We start from the raw sequence: 23616 nt of genomic DNA, 5'->3' as shown, positions 1-23616 counted from the left end.
GCGGCACCCGTCCGTGCAGCTTTTTTGAATGTCTCCCCGGCTCTCCGCCGGGTATTGAGCGTCAGTTATTCACGCCGCTGAACGGCGAGCAACTCCTTGTCCGGCCCCGGCCCGTGTGCTAGCGGAACACGAATGGCTACATTCGGCCTACATTTGCCAGTTCTTCGGCTCGATTGACAGGGGTTTGCAACTTTATCAATAGCCCCGCCGGCGGCATTGTGGTCGCACGTTTATCGGCCGTCCATAACAAACGTGCACACTGTCGCCGGAATTATTGAGCAACGTCCGGTTTCGGGCTGATGGCGAACGACCGTTCGGCGCCTCCATGGAACGGCCCTGGAACGGGGTGGAACGCCCTCCATGACGTGAGCCACTCGTCGAAACACTCGATCCCCGCCGGACACGTCACCGGGCGCCGCCGTTCTCCGGTGTCGTCGCTGGCGCTGCTCGTCACCGGCCAGGGCTTGTCCGGTTTCGGCGACCAGTTCTACGTCGTCGCCCTCCCGGGGATCGTGCTGCTGCGCCACGGCACCGCGGCCCTGGGGACGGTGCTGACGGTCTACGGCCTCTTCCGGCTGCTCGGTCTCGTGCTCGGCGGCCCGCTCGCGGACCGCTGGACGCCCAGGCCGATCATGCTGGCGGCCGACGTCGTGCGGGCCCCGGCCGCGGGCCTGCTGTGCGCCCTGGCCTGGAACGGCGAGGACCGCCTGTGGGCGCTGGCGGCGGGCACGGCGGTGCTCGGCCTGGCCGGAGGCGTCTTCCTGCCGGCGAACTTCGCCATCATCCCCGACATCGTCGAGGAGCGGCACGTCCAGAGCGCCAACAGCCGCAACTACGCGACCGCGCAAGCCGTCGCGCTGACCGGGCCGGTGGTCGCGGGCGTGTTCGTCGCCCGACTGGGCCCGGGGCCGGCGCTCGCCGTGGACGCGGCCTCGTTCGCGGTGTCGGTCGCGACCCTCTGGTTCGTCCGGCCGCGCCCTGGACGGGTGCGTCCTGAGCAGGGCGGCGGCGGGGCCGGCATGTGGGCCGTCGTGCGCGGGTTCCCGCTGTTCAGGGTGATCCTGACGCTGGCCGCCGCCGGAAATCTCGGCTTCGCCGGGATTCTGGAGGTCGGGCTGCCCGCGCTGCTGCACGAGACCGCGCCGGCGACGTTCTCCACCGCGTACGGGATCGTGCTGGGCGCCTTCGGGCTCGGCGCGCTCGCGGGCAGCGTCGTGGCGGGCCTGCTGCGCGCCCCGCGCAACCCGGTGCGGGCGGCGGTGCTGCTGATGCTCCCGCAGGCCGCGCTGCTCGGCGCGGTCGGCCTGATCGAGGGCCAGGTCTGGCCCGCGGCGCTCTTCCTCGGGGCGGGCGCGGCGAACGCGGCGGGCAACGTGCTGCTGATCACCGTCGTGCACACCACGCTGCCCGCGGCGGTACGCGGGCGGGTGTCCGGGGCACTGCTGGTGGCCTCGTTCGGGATCTTCCCCGTGGGCGCGCTGCTCGCGGGACTCATGGCTTCCGCGGCCGGTCCGAGGACGGTGTTCGTCCTCGGCGCCGTACTGGTGGCCGCGGCAGGTGTGGCCGGCCTCGTCTCCGGGCCGGTCCGGAACTTCGCGAAGGGAGGTGAATCGCATGACTTACGAGATGAGCGACCTGGGCACTGACGCGCCGGTCGAGGTGAGCTGGATCGTTTTCTGAGCCCGACGGTAGACCCGCACACAGCGGCAGACAGTTTCAGGGCATCCGGGGAGAACGGCCGCTCCCCGGATGCCCGCTCGGCCATTTCCGAAGCGACCGCGAAAAGAAAGGACGACGATGACCCCCTCCCTGGACAGCCACATCCGCGTCAAACCCATCTATCCCGTGTACCGGCTGGACGACCGGCGTTTCCGCATCGGCGCCCAGGCCGGCGTCACGGTGGACTTCACCGACCCGTACGGGCAGCTCTGGACCCTCGTCGAGGCGCTGGACGGCGCGCGGCCGCTCGGCGAGGTCGCCGCGGCGGTCGGCCGGGCGCACCCGGGCATCGGCGTCGAGGACGTGCTCACCGCCGTCCGCGACCTGGACGGGCGCGGCTTCCTTGAGGAAGCGCGGCCCACGCCCTACGAGGACGGCCGCTACGAGGGCAACGTCAACTACTTCAGCCACTACGCCGGCCTGTCCGCCGCGCGCGAGCAGCCGCAGGACCGGCTGCGGTCCGCCCACTGCGTGCTGCTCGGGCTGGGCGGCGGCGGCTCCTACATCCTGCCCATGCTGCTCGCGGCCGGGTTCGGCAGGATCACGGCCGTCGACTACGACCGGGTCGAGCTGGGCAACCTGAACCGGCAGTCCCTCTACCGCGAGAGCGACATCGGCGCGTACAAGACCGCGGTGGCCGCCCGGCTGGCCAAGGAGGTGAACCCCGACGTCGAGTTCACCGCCGTGCAGCGCCGGATCGAATCGGCCGCCGACGTCGCCCCGCTCGTCCGGGGCGCCGACGTGGCGATCTGCGCGATCGACGAGCCGCCGTTCGTCGCGCAGCGGCGGGTGAACGCGGCCTGCGTGAAGGAGGGGGTGCCCTACGTCTGCGGCGGCTCGTTCGTCACCCGCGGCCGGTTGTTCTCGGTGCGCCCGCGCGAGACGGGCTGCATGGACTGCCTGCACCTGTACTACACGCGCGCCGACCCGAGCTACCTGTCCCAGCTCGCCGGGGCGCTGCGGGTCGAGCACGGCCGGGTCACCATCGCCTTCGCCCCGCACATCGCGCTGGTCGCGTCGCTGATCACCGGCGAGGCGATCCGGCTGGTGACCGGCCACGCCGAGCCGATCGCCCTGGGCCGTCAGCTCGACGTGCACTTCGAGACCGGCGAGCTGGAGGTCATGTCCCAGTGGCCGCGCGACCCGGACGGCTGCCCGGTCTGCGGCGACGGCGCCGACGCGGCCTCGTTCGCGGTGTGGGCGGAGGCGGAGAACGACTCCCCTATGCTTCGCTAGATGGACGTCATCCATCCCCCCAAGCTCAAGGCGGGCGACGTGGTCCGCGTGGTCGCGCCCGCCTGCTCGCGCGCGATGGTCATGGAGCACGACCACACCGCGCTCATCGACGCCCGCTTCGCCGAGCTCGGCCTGACGCTCACCTACGGCCGCCACGTCGACGAGCGGGACGCCTTCAACTCCAGCAGCGTCGCCTCCCGCGTCGCCGACCTGCACGACGCCTTCGCCGACCCGTCGGTGGCGGCGATCCTGACGGTCATCGGCGGCTACAACAGCAACGAGCTCCTGCCGCACCTCGACTGGGAGCTGATCCGGGCCAACCCCAAGATCGTGTGCGGCTACTCCGACATCACCGCCCTGCAGAACGCCTTCCTCGCCCGCACCGGGCTGGTCACGTACTCGGGGCCCCACTGGTCGACGTTCGGGATGCGGGACCACTTCGAGCAGACCCTGGAGTGGTTCACCGCGGTCCTGTTCGGCGACGCGCCGGTCGAGCTCTCGGCGGCGGCGTACTGGACCGACGACCTGTGGTTCCTCGACCAGGACAAGCGCGAGCCGATCCCCGGCGAAGGCTGGTGGCCGCTGCGGCCCGGCGCCGCCGAGGGGCGCGTCGTGGGCGGCAACCTCTGCACCCTGAACCTGCTTCAGGGCACGCCGTACATGCCGTCACTGGAGGACGCGCTGCTCGTCGTGGAGGACGACCTGGAGTCGCACCCGGCCACCTTCGCCCGCGACCTCACCTCGCTGCTCCAGCAGCCGGGCGCCGAGACCGTCCGCGGCCTGGTGATCGGACGGTTCCAGCAGGCCAGCCGCATGACCCGCGCCCTGCTGGAGCAGATCGTCGAGACGCAGCCGGGGTTGCGGGACGTCCCCGTCCTGGCCAACGTCGAGGTCGGCCACACCAACCCGCTGGCCACCTTCCCGATCGGCGGCCGGGCCCGCCTGACCGTCACCCCCGAACCATCGCTGACCCTCCTGCGCCACTGACCGCCGGCCCTCAGGACGCGGCGGCGGCCTCCCGGCGCGGAGCCGTGGCCTCGGCCAGGGCCTTCTGCTCGGCCTCGACCAGGGTGCGGCAGCGCGCCACCTCCGCCTCGACCTGGGCCCCGTCCCAGCCGAGCAGCCCGGCCATCAGCCGCGCCACCACGGGGGCCGCGTCGAGCGCGGCGGGGATCGCCTCGATGAGCATCCGGGTCCGCCGCGACAGCACGTCCTCGGCGTGCAGCGCGCCCTCGTGCGTGACGGCGTACACGGCCTCGGCCTTGATCCACGGGCATCCCTCCACCAGCGGCTCGCCGAGCGAGCGGTCGCCGTCGACCAGGGAGAGCACCTCCGGCGCCAGCGTGCCGTAGCGCTGGACGAGGTGCTCCACGACGTCGGCGTCCACGTCGTGGTCCTCGGCCAGACGCCGTACGGACACGCGCACGGCGGGCAGCCCGTCCGCGCCGATCAGCGGCAGCCGGTCGGTCACCGAGTCCGGCACGTCGAAGCCCTCCAGCGCCGCGTCGACCACGTCCTTGGCCATGACCCGGTAGGTGGTGAACTTGCCCCCGGCGATCGTGGCCAGGCCGGGCATCGGCACGTCCACGACGTGCTCGCGGGACAGCTTGGTGGTCGCCGAGCTCTCGTCGGCGGCCACCAGCGGGCGCAGGCCCACATAGACGCCCACCACGTCGTCGCGGGTCAGCGGCCGGGCCAGCACGGCGTTGGCGTGGTCGAGGATGTAGTCGATGTCCTCGCCGGTGGCCGACGGCTCCTCCCGGTCGCCGTCGTACTCGGTGTCGGTGGTGCCGACGATCCACCGCCGCCGCGTCCACGGGATGATGAACAGCACGCTCTTCTCGGTAGGGATGATCATGCCGGTGGACGCGTCGATGGCCTCCCCGGGCACCATGACGTGCACGCCCTTCGACATCCTGACCTTGAAGCCGGCCGGGGCCGAGCCGGGCAGCCCGTTGATCGGGTCGGTCCACACGCCCGCGCACACCACCACGGCGTCGGCCCTGACGTCGAGGTCGCGGCCGGTCTCCTCGTCACGTACGCGGGCCCCGACGATCCGCTCGTTGCCCTGGTCGCGCAGCATCTCGACGACCCGCGTCCGGGTGGCGACCACGGCGCCGTGCGCGGCGGCCGTCCTGGCCAGGGCGAGCGTGAAGCGGGCGTCGTCCACCTGCGCGTCGAAGTAGATCATGCTGCCGGACACGGCGTCGGCGCGGAGGCCGGGGGCCATCCGGCGGGACTCCTTGACCGACAGGTACCGGTGCCGGGGCATCGGCCGGCGCATGCCCTCCAACGTGTCGTACAGGGTGAGCCCGGCCCCCACGTACGGCCGCTCGATGAGCCCGTGCTGCAGCGGGTACAGGAACGTGACCGGCTTGACCAGGTGCGGGGCCAGCCGCGAGACCAGCAGGTCGCGCTCCTTCAACGCCTCGCGGACCAGCTTGAAGTCGAACTGCTCCAGGTAGCGCAGCCCGCCGTGGATGAGCTTGCTGGACCGGCTCGACGTGCCGGAGGCCAGGTCGCGGCTCTCCACGAGCGCGACGCGCAGCCCGCGGGAGGCGGCGTCCAGCGCGGCGCCCGCGCCGGTCACGCCGCCGCCGACCACGAGCACGTCGAAGGACTGCTCGGCCAGCCGGTCGATGGCGGCCTGACGGTTTCTGGCGTCCATCGCCCCGGTCATGTTCATTGATCCCCCGAACCACGTTTTGTGCTCAACTGCTCACAATCCGTATACGTTTCCCTGATCGGGGAATGGCACACAACGCCGACACCACGGAAGCGGGGGCAGCGGTGGTCGAACGTGTCAAGCGGCGGGAACTGGCCGGTGAGCTCATCGCCGAGTTCGCCGGCACGATGGTGCTCATCCTGTTCGGGGTGGGCGTCGTCGCCCAGGTGGTCGCGGCGGGCATCGGCGACCACGACAGCATCGCCTGGGCGTGGGGCATCGGCGTCGCGCTCGGCGTCTACGTCGCGGGCCGGATCACCGGCGCCCATCTCAACCCGGCCGTCACGCTGGCGTTCGCGGCCTTCCGGGGGTTCCCCTGGGCCAAGGTGCTGCCGTACTCGCTGGCGCAGACCGTGGGGGCGTTCGTCGGGGCGCTGCTGGTGCGCTGGAACTACACGGAGGTGCTGACCAAGGTGGACCCCGGGCACACGCTGAAGACCCAGATCGTCTTCTCCACCCTGCCCGGCAACGGCGAGCTGCCGGTGGGCATGTGGGGCGGGTTCCGCGACCAGATCATCGGCACCGCCATCCTGATGTTCGTCCTGTACGCCCTGTCCGACTCGCACAACCTCGCGCCCAGCGCCAACCTCAGCCCCGTCGTCATCGGCCTGCTCATCGTCGGCATCGGCATGGCGTGGGGCGCCGACGCCGGCTACGCGATCAACCCCGCGCGCGACTTCGGGCCGCGCCTGGCCAGCTTCCTCACCGGCTACTCGGGCGCCTGGCGCGACCAGTACGGCGACCTGTACTTCTGGGTGCCCATCGTCGGCCCCCTGCTCGGCGGCGTGGCCGGCGCCGGGCTCTACCAGCTGATGATCGCCCGGTTCCTCCCCGAGCCCGAGCCCGACCTTGAGGACGCGGGCCGCGTCTGACCCGACCGGAGGAGAACGACCATGCCCGATTTCGTGGGGGCCGTCGACCAGGGCACCACCAGCACCAGATTCATGATCTTCAATCACGGCGGCCTGGAGGTGTGCAAGTTCCAGCTCGAACACGAGCAGATCCTGCCCAGGGCCGGCTGGGTGGAGCACAACCCGATCGAGATCTCGACCAGGACCTCCGCGGTGATCGAGACCGCCCTCCAGCGCACCGGGTTGCACGACACCGACCTGGCCGCCGTGGGCATCACCAACCAGCGCGAGACCACGGTCGTGTGGAACCCGCGCACCGGCCGCCCGTACTGCAACGCCATCGTGTGGCAGGACACCAGGAGCGCCAGGATCGCCGCGCAGCTCGAACAGGACGGCCGTGGCGAGGTCATCCGCAGGAAGACGGGCCTGCGGCCGGACGCGTACTTCTCCGGCGGCAAGATCCAGTGGATCCTGGAGAACGTCGAGGGCGTGCGCCAGGCGGCCGGGCGGGGAGAGGCGGTCTTCGGCAACACCGACACCTGGACCCTGTGGAACCTCACCGGCGGCGTCCGCGGCGGCGTGCACGTCACCGACGTGACCAACGCCAGCCGCACCATGCTCATGGACCTGGAGACGCTGGAGTGGGACGACGAGCTGCTGTCCTTCTTCGGCATCCCGCACGAGATGCTGCCGGAGATCCGCCCGTCGTCCGAGCCCGCGTCCTACGGCGTGACCAGCGCGTACGGCCCGTTCGCCGGCGAGGTGCCGATCACCGGGATCCTCGGCGACCAGCAGGCGGCCACCGTCGGCCAGGTCTGCTTCTCGCCCGGCGAGGCCAAGAACACCTACGGCACCGGCAACTTCATGCTCCTCAACACCGGCACCGACCTCGTACGCTCCGAGCGCGGCCTGCTCACCACCGTCGCCTACAAGTTCGCCGGCCAGCCCGCCGTGTTCGCGTTGGAGGGCTCGATCGCCGTGACGGGGTCGGCCGTGCAGTGGCTGCGCGACCAGTTGCACATCATCCGTACCTCGGCGCAGAGCGAGGACCTGGCCCGGCAGGTGACCGACAACGGCGGCATCTACTTCGTCCCGGCGTTCTCGGGTTTGTTCGCGCCGTACTGGCGGCCCGACGCGCGCGGCGCGATCGTCGGCCTGTCCCGGTACAACAGGGACGCCCACCTCGCGCGGGCCACCCTGGAGGCCATCTGCTACCAGAGCAGGGACGTCGTGGAGGCCATGCAGCAGGACTCCGGCGTGGTGCTGGACGTGCTGAAGGTCGACGGCGGGGTCACCGCGAACAACCTGTGCATGCAGCTCCAGTCCGACATCCTGGGCGTGCCGGTCAGCCGTCCCGTGGTGGCCGAGACCACCGCGCTGGGCGCCGCGTACGCCGCCGGGCTGGCCGTCGGCTACTGGAAGGACACCGACGAACTGCGCGCCAACTGGGCCGAGGACCGGCGCTGGAACCCGGAGTGGAGCGACGAGCAGCGCGAGAAGGGGTACGCGGGCTGGAAACGCGCGGTGAGCCGCACCCTCGACTGGGAGTCCTGACCGCCCGCGGGACGCCCTTACCGCGCGCTTACCGCCGCGGTCCCCACAATGAGATCTCCGGCAGAAGGAGATCGCGTGCGATTACCGTTCCACGGAAAACCGCTCGGAGAGCTGTTCGGCAGGCTGAGCATCCGCGCCCGCCTCACGCTCACGTACGGGTCCATGCTGTTCGTCGGCGGCACGCTCCTCCTGACCGTCACCTACCTGCTGTTGCGCTCGGTGCTGGACAACGTGGAGTTCTCGCTCGACGTGCCACCGGGCACGCCCGACGCGTTGGTGACGATCTGGCGGCACCAGATCGAGATCCAGGCCGTCAAGCTGAACGAGCAGATACTGCGTCTCATGGTCCAGCAGTCCGTGCTGATCCTCCTGGGCGTCGGCCTGTTCGCGCTCGTCTGCGGCTACCTGGTCGCCGACCGGGCGTTGCGGCCCGTCGCCAAGATGACCGCGACGGCCCGCAAACTCTCCGACAGCACGCTGGCCCACCAGCGTATCGACCTCCACGGCCCCGAGGACGAGCTGAAGGAGCTGGCCGACACCTTCGACTCGATGCTGACCAGGCTCAACAGCGCCTTCAACTCCCAGCGCCGTTTCGTCGCCAACGCCTCCCACCAGCTTCGTACGCCGCTGACCATCAACCGCACGGTCCTGGAGATCGCGCTCTCCGACCCGCTGGCCTCACCCGACCTGAAGGCCCTCGCCCGCACCCTGCTCGAAGTGAACGCGCGCAACGAGAAACTCATCGAAGGGCTGCTGCTGCTGGCCAGAAGCGAACGGGAGCTCGCGCGCAGAAGGCCGGTGGACATCAACGACGTGACGCTGACGGCGGTGGAACAACTGACGCCCTCCGCCGACCGGCGCGGCGTCACCGTCACCTCGCGCCTCGGCGGCACGACCATGCAGGGCGACCCGGTCCTCCTCGAACACGCCGTGGGCAACCTGGTGGACAACGCCATCAAGTACAACCTCCCGCAGAACGGGCAGATCTGGATCAGCACCGACGAGACGCTGACCGGGGAGGTCGTCGTCCACGTGGCCAACACCGGGCAGCCCGTGCCGGCGTACGAGATCGGCAGCCTGTTCGAGCCGTTCCGGCGGCTCAACTCCGACCGCGTGGACTCGGCGAACGGCTCGGGGCTGGGGCTGTCGATCGTCCGCGCGGTCGTCCAGGCGCACGGCGGCCAGGTGACCGCGTCCCCGCGCGAGGGCGGCGGCCTCTCCGTCACGATCAGCCTGCCCAACCGCTGAGGGACGACCCCGCGACGGCCTGCCTGGAGGCCGTCGCGGGGGATCTCAGAGGGTCACTTGCCGGACGGCGGGTACGCCTCGGGGTGCTTCTTCGGGTCGGGCATCTGGTCCCAGGACGGGTCGTCGATCACCTTGCACGGCTTGGCCGGCCCGTCGGCCACGAAGCCGCCGAACTGCCACAGCGCCCTGGGCTTCTCGGGCCCCGAGGTCTGGTCGTCGTCCTCGGTGAACTCCATGACGGCGGTCTGACCTGGCTTGATGCGCTTCGGGTCGATCTGCACCTGACCGTTGCCCAGCCGGAACGTCTTGGCGTTGGGGCTGTTCTCGATCGCCTTCCTGATCCTCTCGTGGACCGCGGGGTCCTTGCTCTGCAGCTCTTCCTTGGTGAAGGAGGGGCCGGCGTCGGCGGGCGCGCGGTCGGGGGCGCAGCGGGTGCCGGGCTTGAGGTAGGAGACGTCCGCGGGCAGGCCGAGCGCCGCCAGGTCCTTCTCCACCTGGCCGGGGTCCCGGAACTCGTTGATCTTCAACGTGATCGTGCCGTCGGTGTTCTTGCTGACCGCGTAGGCGGGGGTGTCAGAGCCGTTGAGGAAAGGCGTCGCGACGGCCGCGGCGGCCAGGACGGCGGCCACCGCCGTGCCGGTGAGCAGGCGCCGCCTGGTGCGCCGGCTCCGGGCCCCGTTGCGGGCCTCGATCTCGGCTTTGAGCTCCATCAGTACGCGCTCCTTGAAGTTCATCGGATTCCTTCCATGACGAAGAGGGCCGTCTCCGGTACGTCCCTGAGCGCGTGGCGGGCGCGGTACAACCTGGCGCGGGCGGCTCCCTGCCGGATCCCCAGAGCGGTGGCCGCCTCGCCGATCGTGAGCTGGTCGATGACGACCAGTTCGAGCATCGCGCGGTCACCGTCGGGCAGTCCGGCCATGGCCTGGAAGGCGCCTCTGGCCAGGTTCTCGGCGTCTATGCGTTCCACCAGCTCGGTCATGTCGTCGGGGGCGAGCTGCCGTCGCCCGCCCACCCGATCGGCCAGTCTCGTCTCCTTGAACGCCCGACGCCGCTCGGCCGAGAGCCTGTTGCGCGCCACGCCGTACAGCCAGGCGATCTCACTGCCGCGTCCGGGCCGATAGGTGTGCGCGGAGTCGAGCACCGCCACGAACACCTCCGCCACCAGGTCGGCGACCGTGTGCGGATCGTCGATCCGGCGTGCGAGGAACGAGGTGATCGCATCGACGTGACGCCGGTAGAAAGCCTCGAAAGCGTCCGGATCTGTAGCGATGTCCGGCTGTTTGCGACGCACCGGCCGTGCTCCCTTCGTCGATTACACCCCTTCTTGGTCAGTAGCCGAGAAAACGTTATGAGAGCTGACAGAACAGACACCTCGCGCCGCCCGCGTCCGGACACCGAAACCCGGACGACACCCGGCACGACCGTGGCTTATGCTCCTGATGCCACGGCAAACCGTCGGCCATCCCCCAGCAGCGAAGACGGACGGAACGCACGGTGAACCAGCCAGACGTCACCACCACGGTGGACATCGCCATCGCGAACGCCGCGCGCCTGCTCTACAACGCGGAGACGATCACCGACCTGGCGCTGATGGAACGCCTTGAGCGCCTCGCCGACTCCTGGATCTCCATCGCCGAGTTCCTGCACGAGCGTGACAAGAGCTAGCCGCGCGTTGCTACGGTGCCCGGCATGGGCCACCGAACGAGATCACTGAGCCGGGCGGACGTCACCACGGCGTTGGCCATGACACTCGACGCCGCGGGCGCCGCCGTCCCCTCGGCGCAGTACTTCGCCAGGTTCGCGGTGAACGGGGTCGAGGTCGAGCTCAGCACCGTCGAGAGGCCGGCCGGTTGGGACGTCCTGGAATGCGTAGGGGAGGGGCCGTGGCGGCATCACGTCCTGGTCGCGTGCGGCTCCCACCAGGTGCCGGCGGTCCGGCTGGAGATCCGGCTGGCCACCGAGCTCCTGCGCGACCGCGCCGACCGGTACGGCCCGATCATCGACCACCTGGGCGTCCACGGCTTCGACCCCGACCTGTTGCGGCGCGCGATGGACGCCTGCGACGTCCCGGCCGCCCGCCGGCAGCCGGTGCAGAACCTTCTCGTCCCGGGCGCCTGACCTCCTGAAACGACGGGGCCCCCGGGGCCTGGGCTTGTGCCCGGTCCCGGAGGCCCCTCTCGCGACTGACGTCAGCTCACGTCCGCGAGAACTTCTTGAACAGGTAGAAGTAGAGCTTGATGTACTGCCCGACGAGGATGCCGTTGATGATGGTGCCCTCGCGGATGAACTGCGGCCCGCCCAGGAAGATCAGCCCGATTCCGGCGGAGACGACCAGCAACGTGCAGTCGAAGGCCGTCTTGATGTTGCCCCACTTGTAGCCCGTCCGCTTGAAGACCGTGTTGACGAACATGTCGACCGGCATGAGCACCAGGTTCGCCCGGATCATCAGGAACAGCCCGAACGCCAACGTCGCGTCCGCGACCACCAGGAGGACGAACTTGGCGGCGTACACGTCCAGCACGATCCAGCTCGTCAGCATCAGGTTCAGATCGAGGAACGTGGCCAGGACGAGGGCCGGGATCAACGCCAGGAAGTTCCTGAGCTTGAAATCCTTCGGCAGGACGAGATAGGTCAGCAGCAACATCAGCAGCTCAAGGGCGAAGTTGAACGTCCCCTGGCTGACCGAGGGGAAGACCAGCGTCATCGTCCGGGTGAGACTGCTCTGCGGCGAGATGCCGATCCCCGCCCTGATGGCCAGGCTGACCCCCAGGGTCAGCAGGTAGATGCCGGCGCCGTAGGTGATCCAACGCCGCACCAGGCTTCCGGTGTCGACGACTCCGGCCTCTTTTTCATGCTGTAGCACAGTTGCCTCCTTGGCTGTATTGCTGTTCCGGCCGGAGCCTGCCGGATGACGCGGTGTACGCCTCAGACCATGAACCCGAAGCGGTCGAGCGAGATGAAGAGGGTCAGCAGCTTGTTGACGACCGGCTCGCCCTCGTTGTGGTTGCCCAGCTTCTCCAGCGCGGCGTCGATCGACCGGGTCGCGTCGACCAGCTCGGGCAGGTTCATGTTCGCCATGACGCCGTAGATGTCGAGGGGCAGCGCGGCCTTCACCTGCCCGTCCTCGGTCACGACGCAGCCGCCGACGTAGGCGTCGAGCTGCTTGAGGTTGTCGCACATCTCGGCGCTGTCGGTGCCGACCACCACGAAGTAGGCGAAGGGCGCCGGCCAGAACGTCGAGACCGCCCCCCGGTCGATCGAGACGCCCTTGAACAGGCCGTTGACGACATGGCGGGTGCCGTCCGCGTAACGCTGCACGACGGAGATCCGGTTCAGCGTGACCCCGTCCACCTCGGGCACGACGGCGCCGTCCACGAACGGGACCCAGACCTCCTGCGCGAACTTGAGATGACCGCGCCCGTAGACGTCGAAGAGCAGGACCTTGGCCCGGCCGCCGTCCTCGGAGATCTCGATCGGCGTGAGGTCGAGCTGCGCGGGAGCCAGATCGGCCAGGCCCGGCCTGGGCTCCTGGACCATGACCGAATAGTCGAGGTCGACCGGCTTGAGGAGCTTGCGGTCCTTGGCGACCAGCTCGCCGCCCTTGAACACGTACCGAGGGTTGATCTTCGACAGGCTGTCGGTGAGCACGATGTCGGCGAAGCGGCCCGGGGCGAGCGAGCCGAAGTCGTGGTCCATGCCGAAGGAGCGCGCGGAGTACAGCGTGCCCATCTTGATCGCCTGGATCGGGTTGAGGCCCATCTCGACGGCCAGGGAGATCACCCAGTCGATGTGCCCCCTGGTCAGCACGCGGTCGACGGAGATGTTGTCGGCGCACATCTGGAAGTTCTCGGCCGGCCAGCGGCGCTTGACGATGGCGCGCAGCATGGTCTTGATCACCTCGGGGCTGCCGACACCGAACTTGATCTGGGTCTGGAAGCCGTACCGGATGCTCTTCTCGATGTCGTCCTCGTTCCAGACATCGTGGTTGTTGTGCGCGCCGATCGCGGGCATGTAGTTCAGCAACATGTCCGACAGCGCCGTCACACCCCAGTGGCTGTTCACGAAGCCGCCCTTGGCGCGGCCCAGGGCGGACTTGCGGAAGTCGTCCTCGTTGCCCGTCATGTAGGAGAGGTGGGCCAGCTCGCCCAGCCCGATCACCGGGTCCATCTTCAGCATGGCGTCGGTGACCTCGACCGACGTCTTCTTGCCCGGCGCGAAGGCGTAGATCCGGTAGGGCAGCTTCTCGTAGTCCTTGAACAACGCCTCGGCGGCCGCCACGGCCTCGTCGCCCGCCGCGCTGGCGAAGTCCAGGGTCTCGGCGAAAATGGTGGTCGTGCCGCTCGGCACGATCGCCTCCCCGAACGCCGCCGGGTGGGCCAACTGGGCGTCGAAATGCAGGTGCGCGTCGATGAGCCCGGGGATCGCGTAAAGGCCCTCGCCGTCGAACACCTCGCGTACCCGCACGATCGACTCGTCGGGGTTCAGCGCGATGATCCGCTCGTTGTAGACGAGGATCGAACCCTGGTAGACGGTCTCGCTGTGGACGTCCAGAACGCTGAGGTTGCGCAGCAGCAGGTCTGCCTCCCTCTCCCCGTTCAGGATGTCGAAGACCGCCCGCACGTGGTCGTAGTGGACCGAGACCCGGTCCGCCCTACCGGTCTGGCCCGTCTTCTCCTGCTGGAGCATGATTTCCTCGCTTCAATACTCGGCTGTTGCGATTCCGCCGGCGGAACGAGCTCCAAGGACGCGGCTCCGGGATGCCGGCGGCCAGGTCGCGGAGTTGATCAGAGGCCGCCGGGGCCGTGTCGCTCGTACGCGCTGTGGCTATGAAATGGCACCGCACCGTTGCTGACAAGCAGCCGTTTTCGCACGGACTGTACTCTTTTTGCGCACAGTCCAGTTTTCTGCGCACGGTCCGGCCGGCCCGGGAGGCCCGATGCTCCACTCACGCCTGCTGCACTACATCGACGAGGTCGCGCGGTACGGCTCCATCCGGGCCGCCGGGGCAAGGCTCCACGTCGCGCCGTCGGCCATCAACCGGCAGATCCTGCTGCTTGAGGAAGAGCTCGGCGAGCCTCTCTTCGAACGCCTGCCGCGCGGCATGCGGCCCACTCCGGCGGGCGAGCTCCTCCTCGCCCACGTACGGAAGACCCTGCAGGAGTACCGCGAGGCCGTGACGGAGATCCGCGACCTGCAGTCACTGCCGAGCGGCGAGGTGGTGATCGCCACGATGACCGGCCTGGCCAGCAGCATCGTCTCCACCGCCACGGTGAGCTTCCACGCCCGCCACCCCGAGGTGCGGATCTCCATCCGCGCGCTGTCCACCCACGAGATCCTGCGCGCGGTGGCGAACAGCGAGGCCGACCTGGGCCTGGGGTTCAACGTCCCGTCCTCGGCGCAGCTCGAACTCTGCTGGCAGATGGACACCCGGCTCGGCGCGGTCATCGCCCCGCATCACCCGCTGGCCCGCCTGGAGTCCATCCCGCTGGCCCAGTGTGCGGCCTACCCGCTCATCTTCGCGGACCGCTCGATGGTGATCCACGGCATCATCGCCGACACCTTCGCCGAGGCCGGCCTGAAAGTCGAACCCGCCTTCCACACCAATTCGATCGAGACGATGAAACGCCTGGCCGCCGCGGGGGAGGCCATCGCCTTTCTCAGCAGGTTCGACATGGCCGAGGAACACCACAACGGCACCCTCGCCTTCCGTCCGGTCCGCGACCGCGCCTTCAGCGACAACATCCTCTCGCTCGTCCGCCGCGAAAAACACGGTCACGGCCTGGCCGGCCTCCTGTTCGCCGACGAAATCATCCAGACCCTGGAATCCGTGGCCCACCCGCCCCTCTGACGCCCCGGCCTTTTCCCGCAGGGTACGGCGGTCGTCACGGGCATTCGGCGCGCATCATCTCGTCCATGAACCGGCCGAATTCGAGGTCGTAATACACCCGTGCGATGGGCCAGACCTCCTGGAACTCCTTTATCTTCACGTCCGCCCGCATGATGCGCTGCCAGGTGAGCCACACGTCGTCCGGCATGAGCCCGTTCTTGCGACTCAAATAGCAGCCCTCGAAGATGTCCACCTTCCCGATCATGTAGATGCGGCGGTTGTTCAGGTCGGCCGATCTCGTGCCGGCGAAGCCTCGCGTGCTGAGCACCCAGGCCAGCAGCTTCGGGTCCTGCCGCAGGTGCACGGTCCTGAATTCGTTCAGCCGGCCCACGAGGGTGCGGTAGTCGCCGTACTGCATCGAGCGCGTGAGAGCCTGTGACTGGCGTGAAACCAGTCTGAGCTGGAGAGTCGTGAGCAGCAAGGCGACCACCACCCCGAAGAAGGATGCAATCTGCAACCACTCTGACAATCGCATGACTCTCCTTTCCGCCTTCGATCGACCCGCTCCCGCCTGTGGTCGGTCCTCTCCACGAATTGCGGCCGTTCGCGGGTTCCGCGCCCTGCCATCGGTAAGGAATGCCAGACGAAAAGGAGAGTGGCGCAATAAATGCGTCCCATGCGCATCACGCCGCCGGAAAAAGCGTCGGCGGTATCCGTGGGTCCGGCGACCCCGTGCATTTCGAGGGCGGGGGACAGCCTGGTAGGGCCGGCGGAGATCTACCGCGAAGGCCGTGCCGAGGTAGGTTGAACACCTCCGGTGGGCGTTCTTGCGGAAGCCGTCGTCAGGAGTTCGCCCGTACGCCGATCCGGCCGAGCTGGTGGTCGAGGACCGCGACCGCCTCCGTGACGTCCAGTTCGCCGACCAGCACCCCGTCGGCCAGGCCGCGCGCGAGCCCGAGCAGCACGTGAGCCTCGGCACCCGCGTCGAGGCCCGGTTCCGACGCGGTGGCGGTCACGAGCGCGGCGATCTCGCGGTGGACCGTGTCGCCGCCCGCGCGGTACAGCTCGCGTACGTCGGGGTCGGCGACGGCCGTGGCCAGGAACGCGTGTCCGGCGAGCAGGAGCACAGGCGCGCGAGCGCCCAGTTCGACGACGGCGAGCAGCGTGCGCCGCAGCGTGTCGGCCGGGCTGCCGGCGTCCGGCAGCGCCGCGCGGACATGGCGCTCGATCTCCTGCCTGAGCAGGTGTGCGCTGGCCCGCAGCAGGTCGGCCTTCGCCGGGAAATAGTGCTGCACGAGCCCCTTGGAGACGCCGGCCTCCTGGGCGACCCGCCCGATGCTCACCCCGGCCAGGCCGTCGTGGGCGCACAACCTGAGTGCGGCGTGGGCGATCTCCGCCCGCCGCGCCGCGTGGTCCACCTGCTTCGGCACGGCCCCGCCCCCCTCTTCGCGATACGAGTGTATCGTGACATTCGATGCGATACGATCGTATCGCGAAGGGTGCGAGCGGAGGTCCCGTACGTGAACGATCTTGTGGAACCCAACATCGGAGCCGCGTTCCGCGGGCGGCGGCTCGGCCACTTCCGTGACGCGTCCGCCTTCGCGCGCTACCGGACCGCCTACGACCAGGCCATGGCCCGACTGCCCGAGCCGGATCTGATCCAGGACGTGGCGACCCAGTTCGGGACCGTCCGGGTCCATCGCTTCGGCGCGGGCGACGGCGTGCCGCTTCTCCTGCTGCCGGGACGCACCGCGTCCACCCCGATGTGGGAGGCGAACCTGGCCGGGCTCGTCGCCCACCGCCCGGTCTACGCGATCGATCTGCTCGGCGAGCCCGGCCTCTCGGTGCAGACGCGGGCGTTCACGACCGCGGCCGACCAGGCGAGCTGGCTTACGGAGCTGCTGGACGGGCTCGGCCTCGACCGGGTGCACCTCTTCGGGGTGTCCATCGGCGGGTGGAGCGCCTTCCATCTCGCCCTGAACGTCCCCGAGAAGATCGCCTCGGTGAGCCTGCTCGATCCCGCCGTGCTCTTCGGCCGGATCACCTGGAAGGTCATCGTCATCTCGCTGGGCTCGGTGGTGCCGTTCTTCCCCGAGTCGTGGCGCAGGAAGCTGTTGAGCTGGATCTCCGGCGGCGCCGACGCCTCCGACGACGAGCCCGTCGCCAACCTGATCTCGGCCGGGATGCGGGACTTCACCGCCTTCCTGCCGCCGCCGACGTACCCCGCGGACGACACGGTGGCCGGACTCGACGTGCCGGTGCTCGCCCTGATCGCCGGGCGCAGCATCATCCACGACCCGCGCAAGGCCGCCCGGCGCGCCCGCCGCCTGCTCGCCAAAGGCGTCGTCGAACTGTGGCCGGACGCCTCCCACGCCATCAACGGCGAGTTCCCCGAGCGCGTCAACGCCCGGGTCCTGACCTTCGTCGACGAGGTCGACCGCACCCGCGAGACGCCGTGACGCGCGCGCCGGTGAGAGCGAATGGAGGTGAAGGGGCCCCTCAGCCGGACTGCTCGCGCAGTTCCCTGGTCGCCGAGCGGTAGGCCCGCGCGACGCCGGTGAGGATGCCCAGCATCAACGGCACCTGCTCCGGCGGGTAGTCGGCGCGGATCTCGCCCAAATGCCGCTCGGAGGTGATGCGGGTGGCGTGGTACTCGGCCATGCCACCTTCCAGCAGTTCCACGGTGACCATGCGCCGGTCGCGCTCGCCGCGCACCCGCCGTACGTAGCCGGCCTTCTCCAGACGGTCGATGAGCCGGGTCGCGGAGGCGGACGGCAACCCCAGTTCCTCGGAGATGACTCCCACGGGAAGCGGGCCGCGCATCTCCAGCAGGATGAGGGCCGCCACGTCCACGTGGTGCACGCCCAGCCGGTCCGCGATCGCCTCGATGTGCAGCATGACCGCGATCAGGAACTCGCGGAAGACGTCCTCTTCTGGGTGCTTGTCGGTCACTCGGCCCAATGTACTTCACCGCGATGTATCTTTGAATCGAAGTAACTTCGATTTGGAGAGAAAATGGACGTTCTTGTCATCGGGGCCGGGGTGGGCGGCCTGGCCGTGGCGCGGAGCCTGCTGTCCGCCGGCCACCAGGTGCGGATCTTCGAGCAGGCGCCGGCCCTGCGGACGGGCGGCGCGGGCCTGAGCATCTTCAGCAACGGCGCGGCGGTGCTGCACGATCTCGGTGTCAGCCTCGACGGGGTCGGTGGCCGGTTCGACCGGATTGACGCGCTGACCTCCGACGGACGACTGCGGCTCAGCTCCGACATGGCCCATGCGGCCGCGCTCTACGGTTTCCCGAACAAGTCGATCTCCCGCCGCCTTCTGCTGGAACGGCTGTCCGACGGGCTGCCCGACGACCTGATCGGCTACGGCACGGCCCTCCGGACGGTGACCCAGGACGGTGACCACGTCACGGCGACCTTCGACAACGGCTCGACGATCACGGCCGACCTGCTCATCGGGGCCGACGGCCACCATTCGGTCGTCCGGCGCGAGCTGTGGGGCGACGTCCCCATCCGGACGGCCACCTTCGGCACCTGGCAGGCCCTGAGCCCGATCGACATCGACCTCACCCGCACCCACCTCCACCTCATGATCACCGGGCGGGAGGGCGCGTGCGGCATGATCCCCGCCGGGGACGGCAAACTCCAGTGGTGGTTCGACGTGCGCTGGTCCCCGGGCGAGCCGCGCCCCGCCGCGCCCCTGGCCGAGCTCAGGCGCCGCTTCGGTCACTGGGCGTCGCCCGTCCCCGAGCTGCTCGCCCAGGCGTCCGAGGACGACCTCGACTTCTTCGGGCATCACTGGCAGAAGGTGCGCCGGGAGTGGGGCAAGGGCCGCGTCACCCTGCTCGGCGACGCCGCCCACCTCATGCCGCCCACCCTCGGACAGGGCGCCAACCAGACCCTTGAGGACGTGTGGGTGCTCGGGCGCGAGCTCGCCAAGGGCGGCGACCCGGCGGAACGGCTACGCGCCTACGAGCGGGCCCGCTACCCGCACGTCAACCTGGTGTCCAGGATGGCCAGGCGCAGCCCGGCCAACTGGCGCATCCCGCCGTTCATCGGCCGGATGGTGCCCGAGACGTCCCAGAGCGGGATGCTCGCCCGCTTCAGCAACCGTCTCACGGCCCTCGCAGGCTGAGAGCGGGGATGCGCCGCTGCCCGCGTTCACTTCCTGGCGGGGAAGGCGGCACGCAGCGACGAACCGCGGGTGATGAGGGCGACCCCGCCCAGAGCCGGCGCGGACAGGCCCTGGAGCACGGCGTACCAGGCCGGGCACAGGCCGGGGATCAGGTCGACGGCGACGATCGCGATGGGCAGGGTGGCCGACAGGGTGCGTACGCGGGCGAAATCCTTGTACGACCCCTGCGAGGCGCGGACGGTCATGCGGTGGATCAGCGGGGCGACCGCGACCAGGATCACTCCCCTGATCCACATGAACGCCGACGCCTCCTGCCCGGCGAACGTCGTCACGGCGACCACCCCCAGGACGATGACACCGACGACGCCGAAGAGCGTGACGCACTTCTTGATCGTGGCGAAGGCGTCCTGGGTGCGGGCCTCGCCGAGGGGCGCCGTCGCGGTCGTGGTGAGGCCGGTGTTCGCCATGGTCGTTCTCCTCCGTGTCGTTGTGTCAACGATGCTAGGAAGAGGGGATTCGGCCCGGTATGCGGCTGGCCGTACGGATGGGTGGGCCTGGACCCACTCCCGGATCGGCTAACCGTCCTGCGCGGCCTCCTGGACCCGTGTCACGGCCAGCTCGGCCGCGGTCCTGGTCAGTGCGGGGTCGAACTCGCCGACGTTGCCGTCGTGCTCCAACGCGATCAGGACGTTCCCGACCCGGACGATCACGATGTCGATCGCGATCATCATGCCTGACATGTGGGAATCCGACTCCAGCTTGCTGTTCACGAGCCCGCTGCGGAACCTGATCCCGTAGGCGCCGTCCCCGAGCCGGCCGATCGACAGCTTGCGGATGATCTCCCTGGAGGCGCCGGTCCTGATCGTGACCCTGCCGCAATGGCGGATCACGGCCTTGGCCGCGCGTTCCAGGGCGGACAGCTCACGGGAGGTGCCGCTCACGATGTACTCGCTGATCCCTTCCCACCTGTCCGTGTGCTTCAGCGCTGTCGAGACCTTGGTCCGATAGACCGGGACGAGTTTTTTGACGGCTGTGGCGCAGGGCTTCGTGTGGCTGAATTCGGGGTGCAGAAGTCCTCGGGTGCGGAATCCGCGACGGACGAACTCGTCTCCGAGGTCCTCGGGGGCGAGAAGCGCGGCCTTGGACGGGGCCGCGGACAAGTCGTGGGCCATCGCGGGGGCGGGCACTAATAGCGTCCCGCATAAAAGGGCGGCCAGGAGAAAGGATCGCTTCGTCGTCACACCGGCCACATTAGAAGCGTCGGCCGACGAAAGGGAGAGGTGTTCGCCCGGCGGGAGAGCACCCGGGCACGGCACGCTGCAGTTTCGACAGCGCCCGTGCCGCGAGCCGGGCGCACCGGCCGCCTCCTGATCGGCATGCGTCGTCCCGCGTCACAGAACCATTGATTGCTTGGCCCGGATGGGCAGGCCGGGCCTGCCGCATTACGGCCATCTCCTGACCGGGTTCGTGAAGGACGTGGTCCCACGCTACAAGACCATGCGCGGTTACCGGGTGGATCGCCGGTTCGGCTGGGACTGCCACGGCCTGCCCGCCGAAATGGAGGCGGAAAAGCAGCTCGGGCTCTTCGGCCGGGCGAACATCATCAAATATGGCGTCGACCGGTTCAACGAGTTCTGCCGGAAGTCGGTGCTGGCCTACCGCGACGAGTGGGAGTGGTACATCACGCGGCAGGCCCGCTGGGTCGACTTCGAGCAGGACTACAAGACGATGGACCTCTCCTGCATGGAGAGCGTCATTTGGGCCTTCAAACAGCTCCACGGCAAGGGCCTGGTTTATCAGGGTGAGCGGGTGCTGCCCTCTTGCTGGGAATGCGAGACCCCGCAGGTGATCGTCCAGCTCGACCTCGTCAGGGACGCGGCCATCATCAGCGAGGGGCTGGTCCGCGACCTGGTCCGCCTGGTCCAGCAGGAGCGCAAGAACCTGGGGCTGAAGGTCACCGACCGCATCCACCTGACGCTGGGAGCCGACGTCGCCCTTCGCGCGGTGGTCGAGCAGCACCGTGACTTCCTCGCCGAGCAGACGCTCGCCACGTCGGTGGAATGGGACGCCAACGCCCTGGCAGCCGAGCAGAAGCTGTCGGACGGCAACGCCGTCCGGATCGTCGTCCGCGTGGACGGCGCGTCCCACGGAGCACGCGCCACGAGCGGCCCTGACGCCGGCCCGCTGGCGGCACCTGGCAGCGGCCGCTGACCGCGATCCAGACCGGGCAGGACGCCCAGAGCCGCCTGGACCGGGACGTCTCCGTGGACTCCACGGAATGGCGGTTGAACGCGGTGATCAGGCCGCCGTCGAAGCCGTGACCGTGCTCACGGACAGCAGGTCGGCCCAGCCGCATCGATCAGCACGGTACCGGTGTGAGTTCCCTGGGCTGCGACGCCGAATCCGGACCCGCCCAGGGGACCAGGAGTGATGCCGATTCGTTGCAGAGTGTCTCCAGGGGACAGGTCCCGCGTGAAGCCGGCGCAGTGCCCTTCGTAGGTCGCCCGCAAATGCCGTCCGGTGCCATGTCGTGTCGGGTGCCGACGAGCATCCAACGAGCAGCCATGGGACGGGTGTCATCCCTTGGCCATGCGCACTCTCATTCCATTGGCTGGCCGGGATGCATGATCCATCCGTTAGCCCCTGCCCGACCGGTCGGGCAGGGGCTAGGTGAATCTCGACGGCTCGGATCGCTGATTGCCGGGTCTGGAGGTCGCCGGTCACTCGGCCATGAGGCCCGCGTCGGGTGGCGCGGTGCGGGCAACAGCGCAGTTGAACCTGGAACTTGCAGGTCAAGGCGGCAATGGCGCGCGGATGATGTCGGCGCTGACGGGGGCATGCGCAGCACGACGGCACATGTGCTAGATTGGGATCAGTTGCAGTTGTGGTACCCATAAAGACTTGTGTGCACCTGACGGTATGTAGCCTCAGGTGCATTTTTTGTTCTCCGGTCATCTCCGGGTGTGTGGTCCTATCGCGGCGACGCGGAATCCGTTCGATGCGGATTCCGGCTTTGCACCCATCGAAGGAGATCAACATGGCTTCTGGCACCGTGAAGTGGTTCAACGCGGAAAAGGGCTTCGGCTTCATCGAGCAGGACGGCGGCGGCGCCGACGTCTTTGCGCACTACTCCAACATCGTCGCCAACGGCGGCTACCGTGAGCTGCGCGAGGGCCAGAAGGTGGCCTTCGACGTCACGCAGGGCCAGAAGGGCCCGCAGGCCGAGAACATCGTTCCCGCCTGACACTGCGCACCACGTAGCCGGGGCCCGCGCCGCAGGGTGCGGTCCCCGGCGCGTTGCTTTTGTGGCATCCATCGTGCCGTGATGACCTCACAACCCGAGAAGCACAGCATGTCTGTTCTTCCGCCGCACACCGGATGCACCACCGATGGCTCCGGTTCGGGCGTAGGCTCGCTCCAGTTCCAGGGCGCCGCATCACAGCCGCGTTCTTCCCGGCGAAAGCCGACCATTTCGACGTACGAGCCCAGGCTGTTTCCGCCGGTTCGACTCGTCTTTCTTCGGCTCGTGCTAGCTGTTCTTGTGCCGCTCATCGCGCCGAGGATCCTGACACGTGCCGCATCGAGGAAGGTTCTGCATGAACCACGCAACTCGCGCGCACGATCGCAACTCTTCGCCCCGTACGGGCGGCTCCGCCCGAAGCAGGGGCGGCCGATTCAACTCTCCGGCTCAGGGCCGTTCAGGCGCCTCCAACCGGTCCGGCAACGGGCGGCGTCCCGCCGCGCTCCAGAGAGAGTTCGCGCTGCCGGTCACCGTAACCCCGGCCCTGCCGGCAGCCGCGACATTCGCTGAGCTGAGCATGCCGCCCGCACTGCTGAAGGTGCTCAGCGGCCTGGGCGTGAACGAACCGTTCCCCATCCAGGCGGCCACGCTGCCGAACTCCCTGGCCGGCCGGGACGTCCTGGGACGGGGGCGCACCGGGTCGGGCAAGACACTCGCCTTCGGCCTGGCCCTGCTCGTCCGCACCTCCGGACAGCGCGCACAATCGCGGCGACCGCTTGCCCTGATCCTCGTCCCCACCAGGGAACTGGCCCAGCAGGTCACCGATGCGCTCACGCCGTACGCCCAAGCACTGAAGCTGCGGCTGGCCACGGTCGTCGGCGGCATGTCGATCAGCCGCCAGGCCCATGCGCTGCGCAACGGTGCCGAGGTCGTCATCGCGACCCCGGGACGGCTCAGGGATCTCATCGAGCGCGGCGACTGCAGCCTGGACCAGGTCGGCATCACCGTGCTGGATGAGGCCGACCAGATGGCCGACATGGGCTTCATGCCGCAGATCACCCACCTGCTCGACCAGGTG

At 69.1% G+C, this 23616-nt stretch carries 24 protein-coding genes; 14 read left to right on the top strand and 10 right to left on the bottom strand.

Going from position 1 to position 23616, the window contains the following annotated elements; translation table 11 throughout:
• Positions 1-365: 365 nt before the first annotated feature.
• The 3 genes from ACIA8R_RS50405 (at position 366) to ACIA8R_RS50395 (ending at position 3942) form a co-directional block, all read left to right on the top strand.
• On the top strand, positions 366-1646 hold the full coding sequence (locus tag ACIA8R_RS50405; protein ID WP_364099473.1) for an MFS transporter: 1281 nt from the start codon (positions 366-368) through the stop codon (positions 1644-1646).
• Positions 1647-1797: 151 nt separating this feature from the next.
• The gene (locus ACIA8R_RS50400; protein WP_364099470.1) at positions 1798-2955 is read left to right on the top strand and encodes a ThiF family adenylyltransferase; all 1158 of its coding nucleotides are present in this window, start codon (positions 1798-1800) and stop codon (positions 2953-2955) included.
• Positions 2956-3942: a S66 peptidase family protein gene (locus ACIA8R_RS50395; RefSeq protein WP_364099467.1), complete on the top strand. Its 987-nt coding sequence runs from the start codon at positions 2956-2958 to the stop codon at positions 3940-3942.
• A 10-nt stretch (positions 3943-3952) separates the two neighbouring features.
• Here the strand turns inward: ACIA8R_RS50395 and glpD are convergent, their stop codons facing one another.
• On the bottom strand, positions 3953-5623 hold the full coding sequence (glpD, locus tag ACIA8R_RS50390) for a glycerol-3-phosphate dehydrogenase (RefSeq protein ID WP_397045157.1): 1671 nt from the start codon (positions 5621-5623) through the stop codon (positions 3953-3955).
• Between the two features lie 83 nt (positions 5624-5706).
• Here glpD and ACIA8R_RS50385 point away from each other — a divergent pair, with 83 nt between their 5' ends.
• From ACIA8R_RS50385 to ACIA8R_RS50375, 3 genes are all read left to right on the top strand, one after another.
• Entirely contained in the window at positions 5707-6552 is an 846-nt protein-coding gene (locus tag ACIA8R_RS50385) for an MIP/aquaporin family protein (protein WP_357706793.1), read from the top strand.
• Positions 6553-6573: 21 nt separating this feature from the next.
• Positions 6574-8085 carry a glycerol kinase GlpK gene (gene glpK, locus ACIA8R_RS50380; RefSeq protein ID WP_364099462.1) on the top strand — a complete coding sequence of 504 codons (1512 nt, stop codon included), beginning with the start codon at positions 6574-6576 and terminating at the stop codon, positions 8083-8085.
• A 75-nt stretch (positions 8086-8160) separates the two neighbouring features.
• Positions 8161-9333: a sensor histidine kinase gene (locus tag ACIA8R_RS50375; protein ID WP_397045154.1), complete on the top strand. Its 1173-nt coding sequence runs from the start codon at positions 8161-8163 to the stop codon at positions 9331-9333.
• A 53-nt stretch (positions 9334-9386) separates the two neighbouring features.
• Here the strand turns inward: ACIA8R_RS50375 and ACIA8R_RS50370 are convergent, their stop codons facing one another.
• Together ACIA8R_RS50370 and ACIA8R_RS50365 are read right to left on the bottom strand one after the other, a co-directional pair.
• On the bottom strand, positions 9387-10067 hold the full coding sequence (locus tag ACIA8R_RS50370; RefSeq protein WP_397045152.1) for a hypothetical protein: 681 nt from the start codon (positions 10065-10067) through the stop codon (positions 9387-9389).
• Positions 10064-10624, bottom strand: a complete 561-nt coding sequence (locus ACIA8R_RS50365; RefSeq protein WP_397045150.1) for an RNA polymerase sigma factor — start codon at positions 10622-10624, stop codon at positions 10064-10066. Before ACIA8R_RS50365 ends, ACIA8R_RS50370 begins: the two co-directional genes overlap by 4 nt.
• A 203-nt stretch (positions 10625-10827) precedes the next feature.
• On the opposite strand from ACIA8R_RS50365, the gene ACIA8R_RS50360 reads away from it, so the two are divergent.
• Positions 10828-10998: a hypothetical protein gene (locus ACIA8R_RS50360; protein ID WP_357706786.1), complete on the top strand. Its 171-nt coding sequence runs from the start codon at positions 10828-10830 to the stop codon at positions 10996-10998.
• Between the two features lie 24 nt (positions 10999-11022).
• Complete coding sequence (locus tag ACIA8R_RS50355; protein ID WP_397045148.1) at positions 11023-11451, top strand: hypothetical protein; 429 nt, start codon at positions 11023-11025, stop codon at positions 11449-11451.
• Positions 11452-11527: 76 nt separating this feature from the next.
• Here ACIA8R_RS50355 and ACIA8R_RS50350 read toward each other — a convergent pair whose 3' ends face one another.
• Positions 11528-12196: a DUF6198 family protein gene (locus ACIA8R_RS50350; RefSeq protein ID WP_357706784.1), complete on the bottom strand. Its 669-nt coding sequence runs from the start codon at positions 12194-12196 to the stop codon at positions 11528-11530.
• Between the two features lie 62 nt (positions 12197-12258).
• On the bottom strand, positions 12259-14019 hold the full coding sequence (locus ACIA8R_RS50345) for an adenine deaminase C-terminal domain-containing protein (protein WP_397045146.1): 1761 nt from the start codon (positions 14017-14019) through the stop codon (positions 12259-12261).
• A gap of 250 nt (positions 14020-14269) precedes the next feature.
• Between ACIA8R_RS50345 and ACIA8R_RS50340 the strand changes: the two genes are divergently transcribed.
• Entirely contained in the window at positions 14270-15181 is a 912-nt protein-coding gene (locus ACIA8R_RS50340) for a LysR family transcriptional regulator (protein WP_397045144.1), read from the top strand.
• Between the two features lie 34 nt (positions 15182-15215).
• Here the strand turns inward: ACIA8R_RS50340 and ACIA8R_RS50335 are convergent, their stop codons facing one another.
• Both ACIA8R_RS50335 and ACIA8R_RS50330 read right to left on the bottom strand, forming a co-directional pair.
• A complete protein-coding gene (locus tag ACIA8R_RS50335; RefSeq protein ID WP_397045142.1) occupies positions 15216-15689 on the bottom strand; it encodes a hypothetical protein in 474 nt (157 codons plus the stop codon).
• Positions 15690-16002: 313 nt separating this feature from the next.
• Positions 16003-16590, bottom strand: a complete 588-nt coding sequence (locus tag ACIA8R_RS50330; protein ID WP_397045140.1) for a TetR/AcrR family transcriptional regulator — start codon at positions 16588-16590, stop codon at positions 16003-16005.
• Positions 16591-16680: 90 nt separating this feature from the next.
• Here ACIA8R_RS50330 and ACIA8R_RS50325 point away from each other — a divergent pair, with 90 nt between their 5' ends.
• Positions 16681-17619, top strand: a complete 939-nt coding sequence (locus ACIA8R_RS50325) for an alpha/beta fold hydrolase (protein WP_397045138.1) — start codon at positions 16681-16683, stop codon at positions 17617-17619.
• Positions 17620-17659: 40 nt separating this feature from the next.
• Here ACIA8R_RS50325 and ACIA8R_RS50320 read toward each other — a convergent pair whose 3' ends face one another.
• The gene (locus tag ACIA8R_RS50320; RefSeq protein WP_364099435.1) at positions 17660-18112 is read right to left on the bottom strand and encodes a MarR family transcriptional regulator; all 453 of its coding nucleotides are present in this window, start codon (positions 18110-18112) and stop codon (positions 17660-17662) included.
• Positions 18113-18175: 63 nt separating this feature from the next.
• On the opposite strand from ACIA8R_RS50320, the gene ACIA8R_RS50315 reads away from it, so the two are divergent.
• Complete coding sequence (locus ACIA8R_RS50315; RefSeq protein ID WP_397045136.1) at positions 18176-19297, top strand: FAD-dependent oxidoreductase; 1122 nt, start codon at positions 18176-18178, stop codon at positions 19295-19297.
• Between the two features lie 26 nt (positions 19298-19323).
• Here the strand turns inward: ACIA8R_RS50315 and ACIA8R_RS50310 are convergent, their stop codons facing one another.
• Together ACIA8R_RS50310 and ACIA8R_RS50305 are read right to left on the bottom strand one after the other, a co-directional pair.
• Positions 19324-19764 (bottom strand): hypothetical protein, encoded by a 441-nt coding sequence (locus ACIA8R_RS50310; protein WP_397045134.1) that lies wholly within the window; start codon positions 19762-19764, stop codon positions 19324-19326.
• 108 nt (positions 19765-19872) lie between these two features.
• Positions 19873-20238, bottom strand: a complete 366-nt coding sequence (locus ACIA8R_RS50305; protein ID WP_397045132.1) for a hypothetical protein — start codon at positions 20236-20238, stop codon at positions 19873-19875.
• 478 nt (positions 20239-20716) lie between these two features.
• On the opposite strand from ACIA8R_RS50305, the gene ACIA8R_RS50300 reads away from it, so the two are divergent.
• From ACIA8R_RS50300 to ACIA8R_RS50290, 3 genes are all read left to right on the top strand, one after another.
• Positions 20717-21508, top strand: a complete 792-nt coding sequence (locus ACIA8R_RS50300) for a class I tRNA ligase family protein (protein ID WP_397045130.1) — start codon at positions 20717-20719, stop codon at positions 21506-21508.
• Positions 21509-22334: 826 nt separating this feature from the next.
• Positions 22335-22541 (top strand): cold-shock protein, encoded by a 207-nt coding sequence (locus tag ACIA8R_RS50295; protein WP_020545593.1) that lies wholly within the window; start codon positions 22335-22337, stop codon positions 22539-22541.
• Positions 22542-22893: 352 nt separating this feature from the next.
• Positions 22894-23616: DEAD/DEAH box helicase (locus ACIA8R_RS50290; RefSeq protein WP_397045128.1), on the top strand; the 723-nt coding region annotated here is incomplete at its 3' end.

This window comes from Nonomuraea sp. NPDC051191, assembly GCF_044455665.1.
Taxonomy (GTDB): Bacteria; Actinomycetota; Actinomycetes; order Streptosporangiales; family Streptosporangiaceae; genus Nonomuraea.
Note: the sequence above shows the minus strand (reverse complement) of the source record. Positions and strands in the feature narration are given on the sequence as shown.

Bases quoted from the DNA above. Each gene is read 5' to 3' on its own strand.
- ACIA8R_RS50400 (WP_364099470.1), top strand. From the start codon at position 1,798: ATGACCCCCTCCCTGGACAGCCACATCCGCGTCAAACCCATCTATCCC.
- ACIA8R_RS50395 (WP_364099467.1), top strand. From the start codon at position 2,956: ATGGACGTCATCCATCCCCCCAAGCTCAAGGCGGGCGACGTGGTCCGC.
- glpD (WP_397045157.1), bottom strand. From the start codon at position 5,623: ATGGACGCCAGAAACCGTCAGGCCGCCATCGACCGGCTGGCCGAGCAG.
- ACIA8R_RS50385 (WP_357706793.1), top strand. From the start codon at position 5,707: ATGGCACACAACGCCGACACCACGGAAGCGGGGGCAGCGGTGGTCGAA.
- glpK (WP_364099462.1), top strand. From the start codon at position 6,574: ATGCCCGATTTCGTGGGGGCCGTCGACCAGGGCACCACCAGCACCAGA.
- ACIA8R_RS50370 (WP_397045152.1), bottom strand. From the start codon at position 10,067: ATGAACTTCAAGGAGCGCGTACTGATGGAGCTCAAAGCCGAGATCGAG.
- ACIA8R_RS50355 (WP_397045148.1), top strand. From the start codon at position 11,023: ATGGGCCACCGAACGAGATCACTGAGCCGGGCGGACGTCACCACGGCG.
- ACIA8R_RS50345 (WP_397045146.1), bottom strand. From the start codon at position 14,019: ATGCTCCAGCAGGAGAAGACGGGCCAGACCGGTAGGGCGGACCGGGTC.
- ACIA8R_RS50340 (WP_397045144.1), top strand. From the start codon at position 14,270: ATGCTCCACTCACGCCTGCTGCACTACATCGACGAGGTCGCGCGGTAC.
- ACIA8R_RS50315 (WP_397045136.1), top strand. From the start codon at position 18,176: ATGGACGTTCTTGTCATCGGGGCCGGGGTGGGCGGCCTGGCCGTGGCG.
- ACIA8R_RS50310 (WP_397045134.1), bottom strand. From the start codon at position 19,764: ATGGCGAACACCGGCCTCACCACGACCGCGACGGCGCCCCTCGGCGAG.
- ACIA8R_RS50300 (WP_397045130.1), top strand. From the start codon at position 20,717: ATGGGCAGGCCGGGCCTGCCGCATTACGGCCATCTCCTGACCGGGTTC.
- ACIA8R_RS50295 (WP_020545593.1), top strand. From the start codon at position 22,335: ATGGCTTCTGGCACCGTGAAGTGGTTCAACGCGGAAAAGGGCTTCGGC.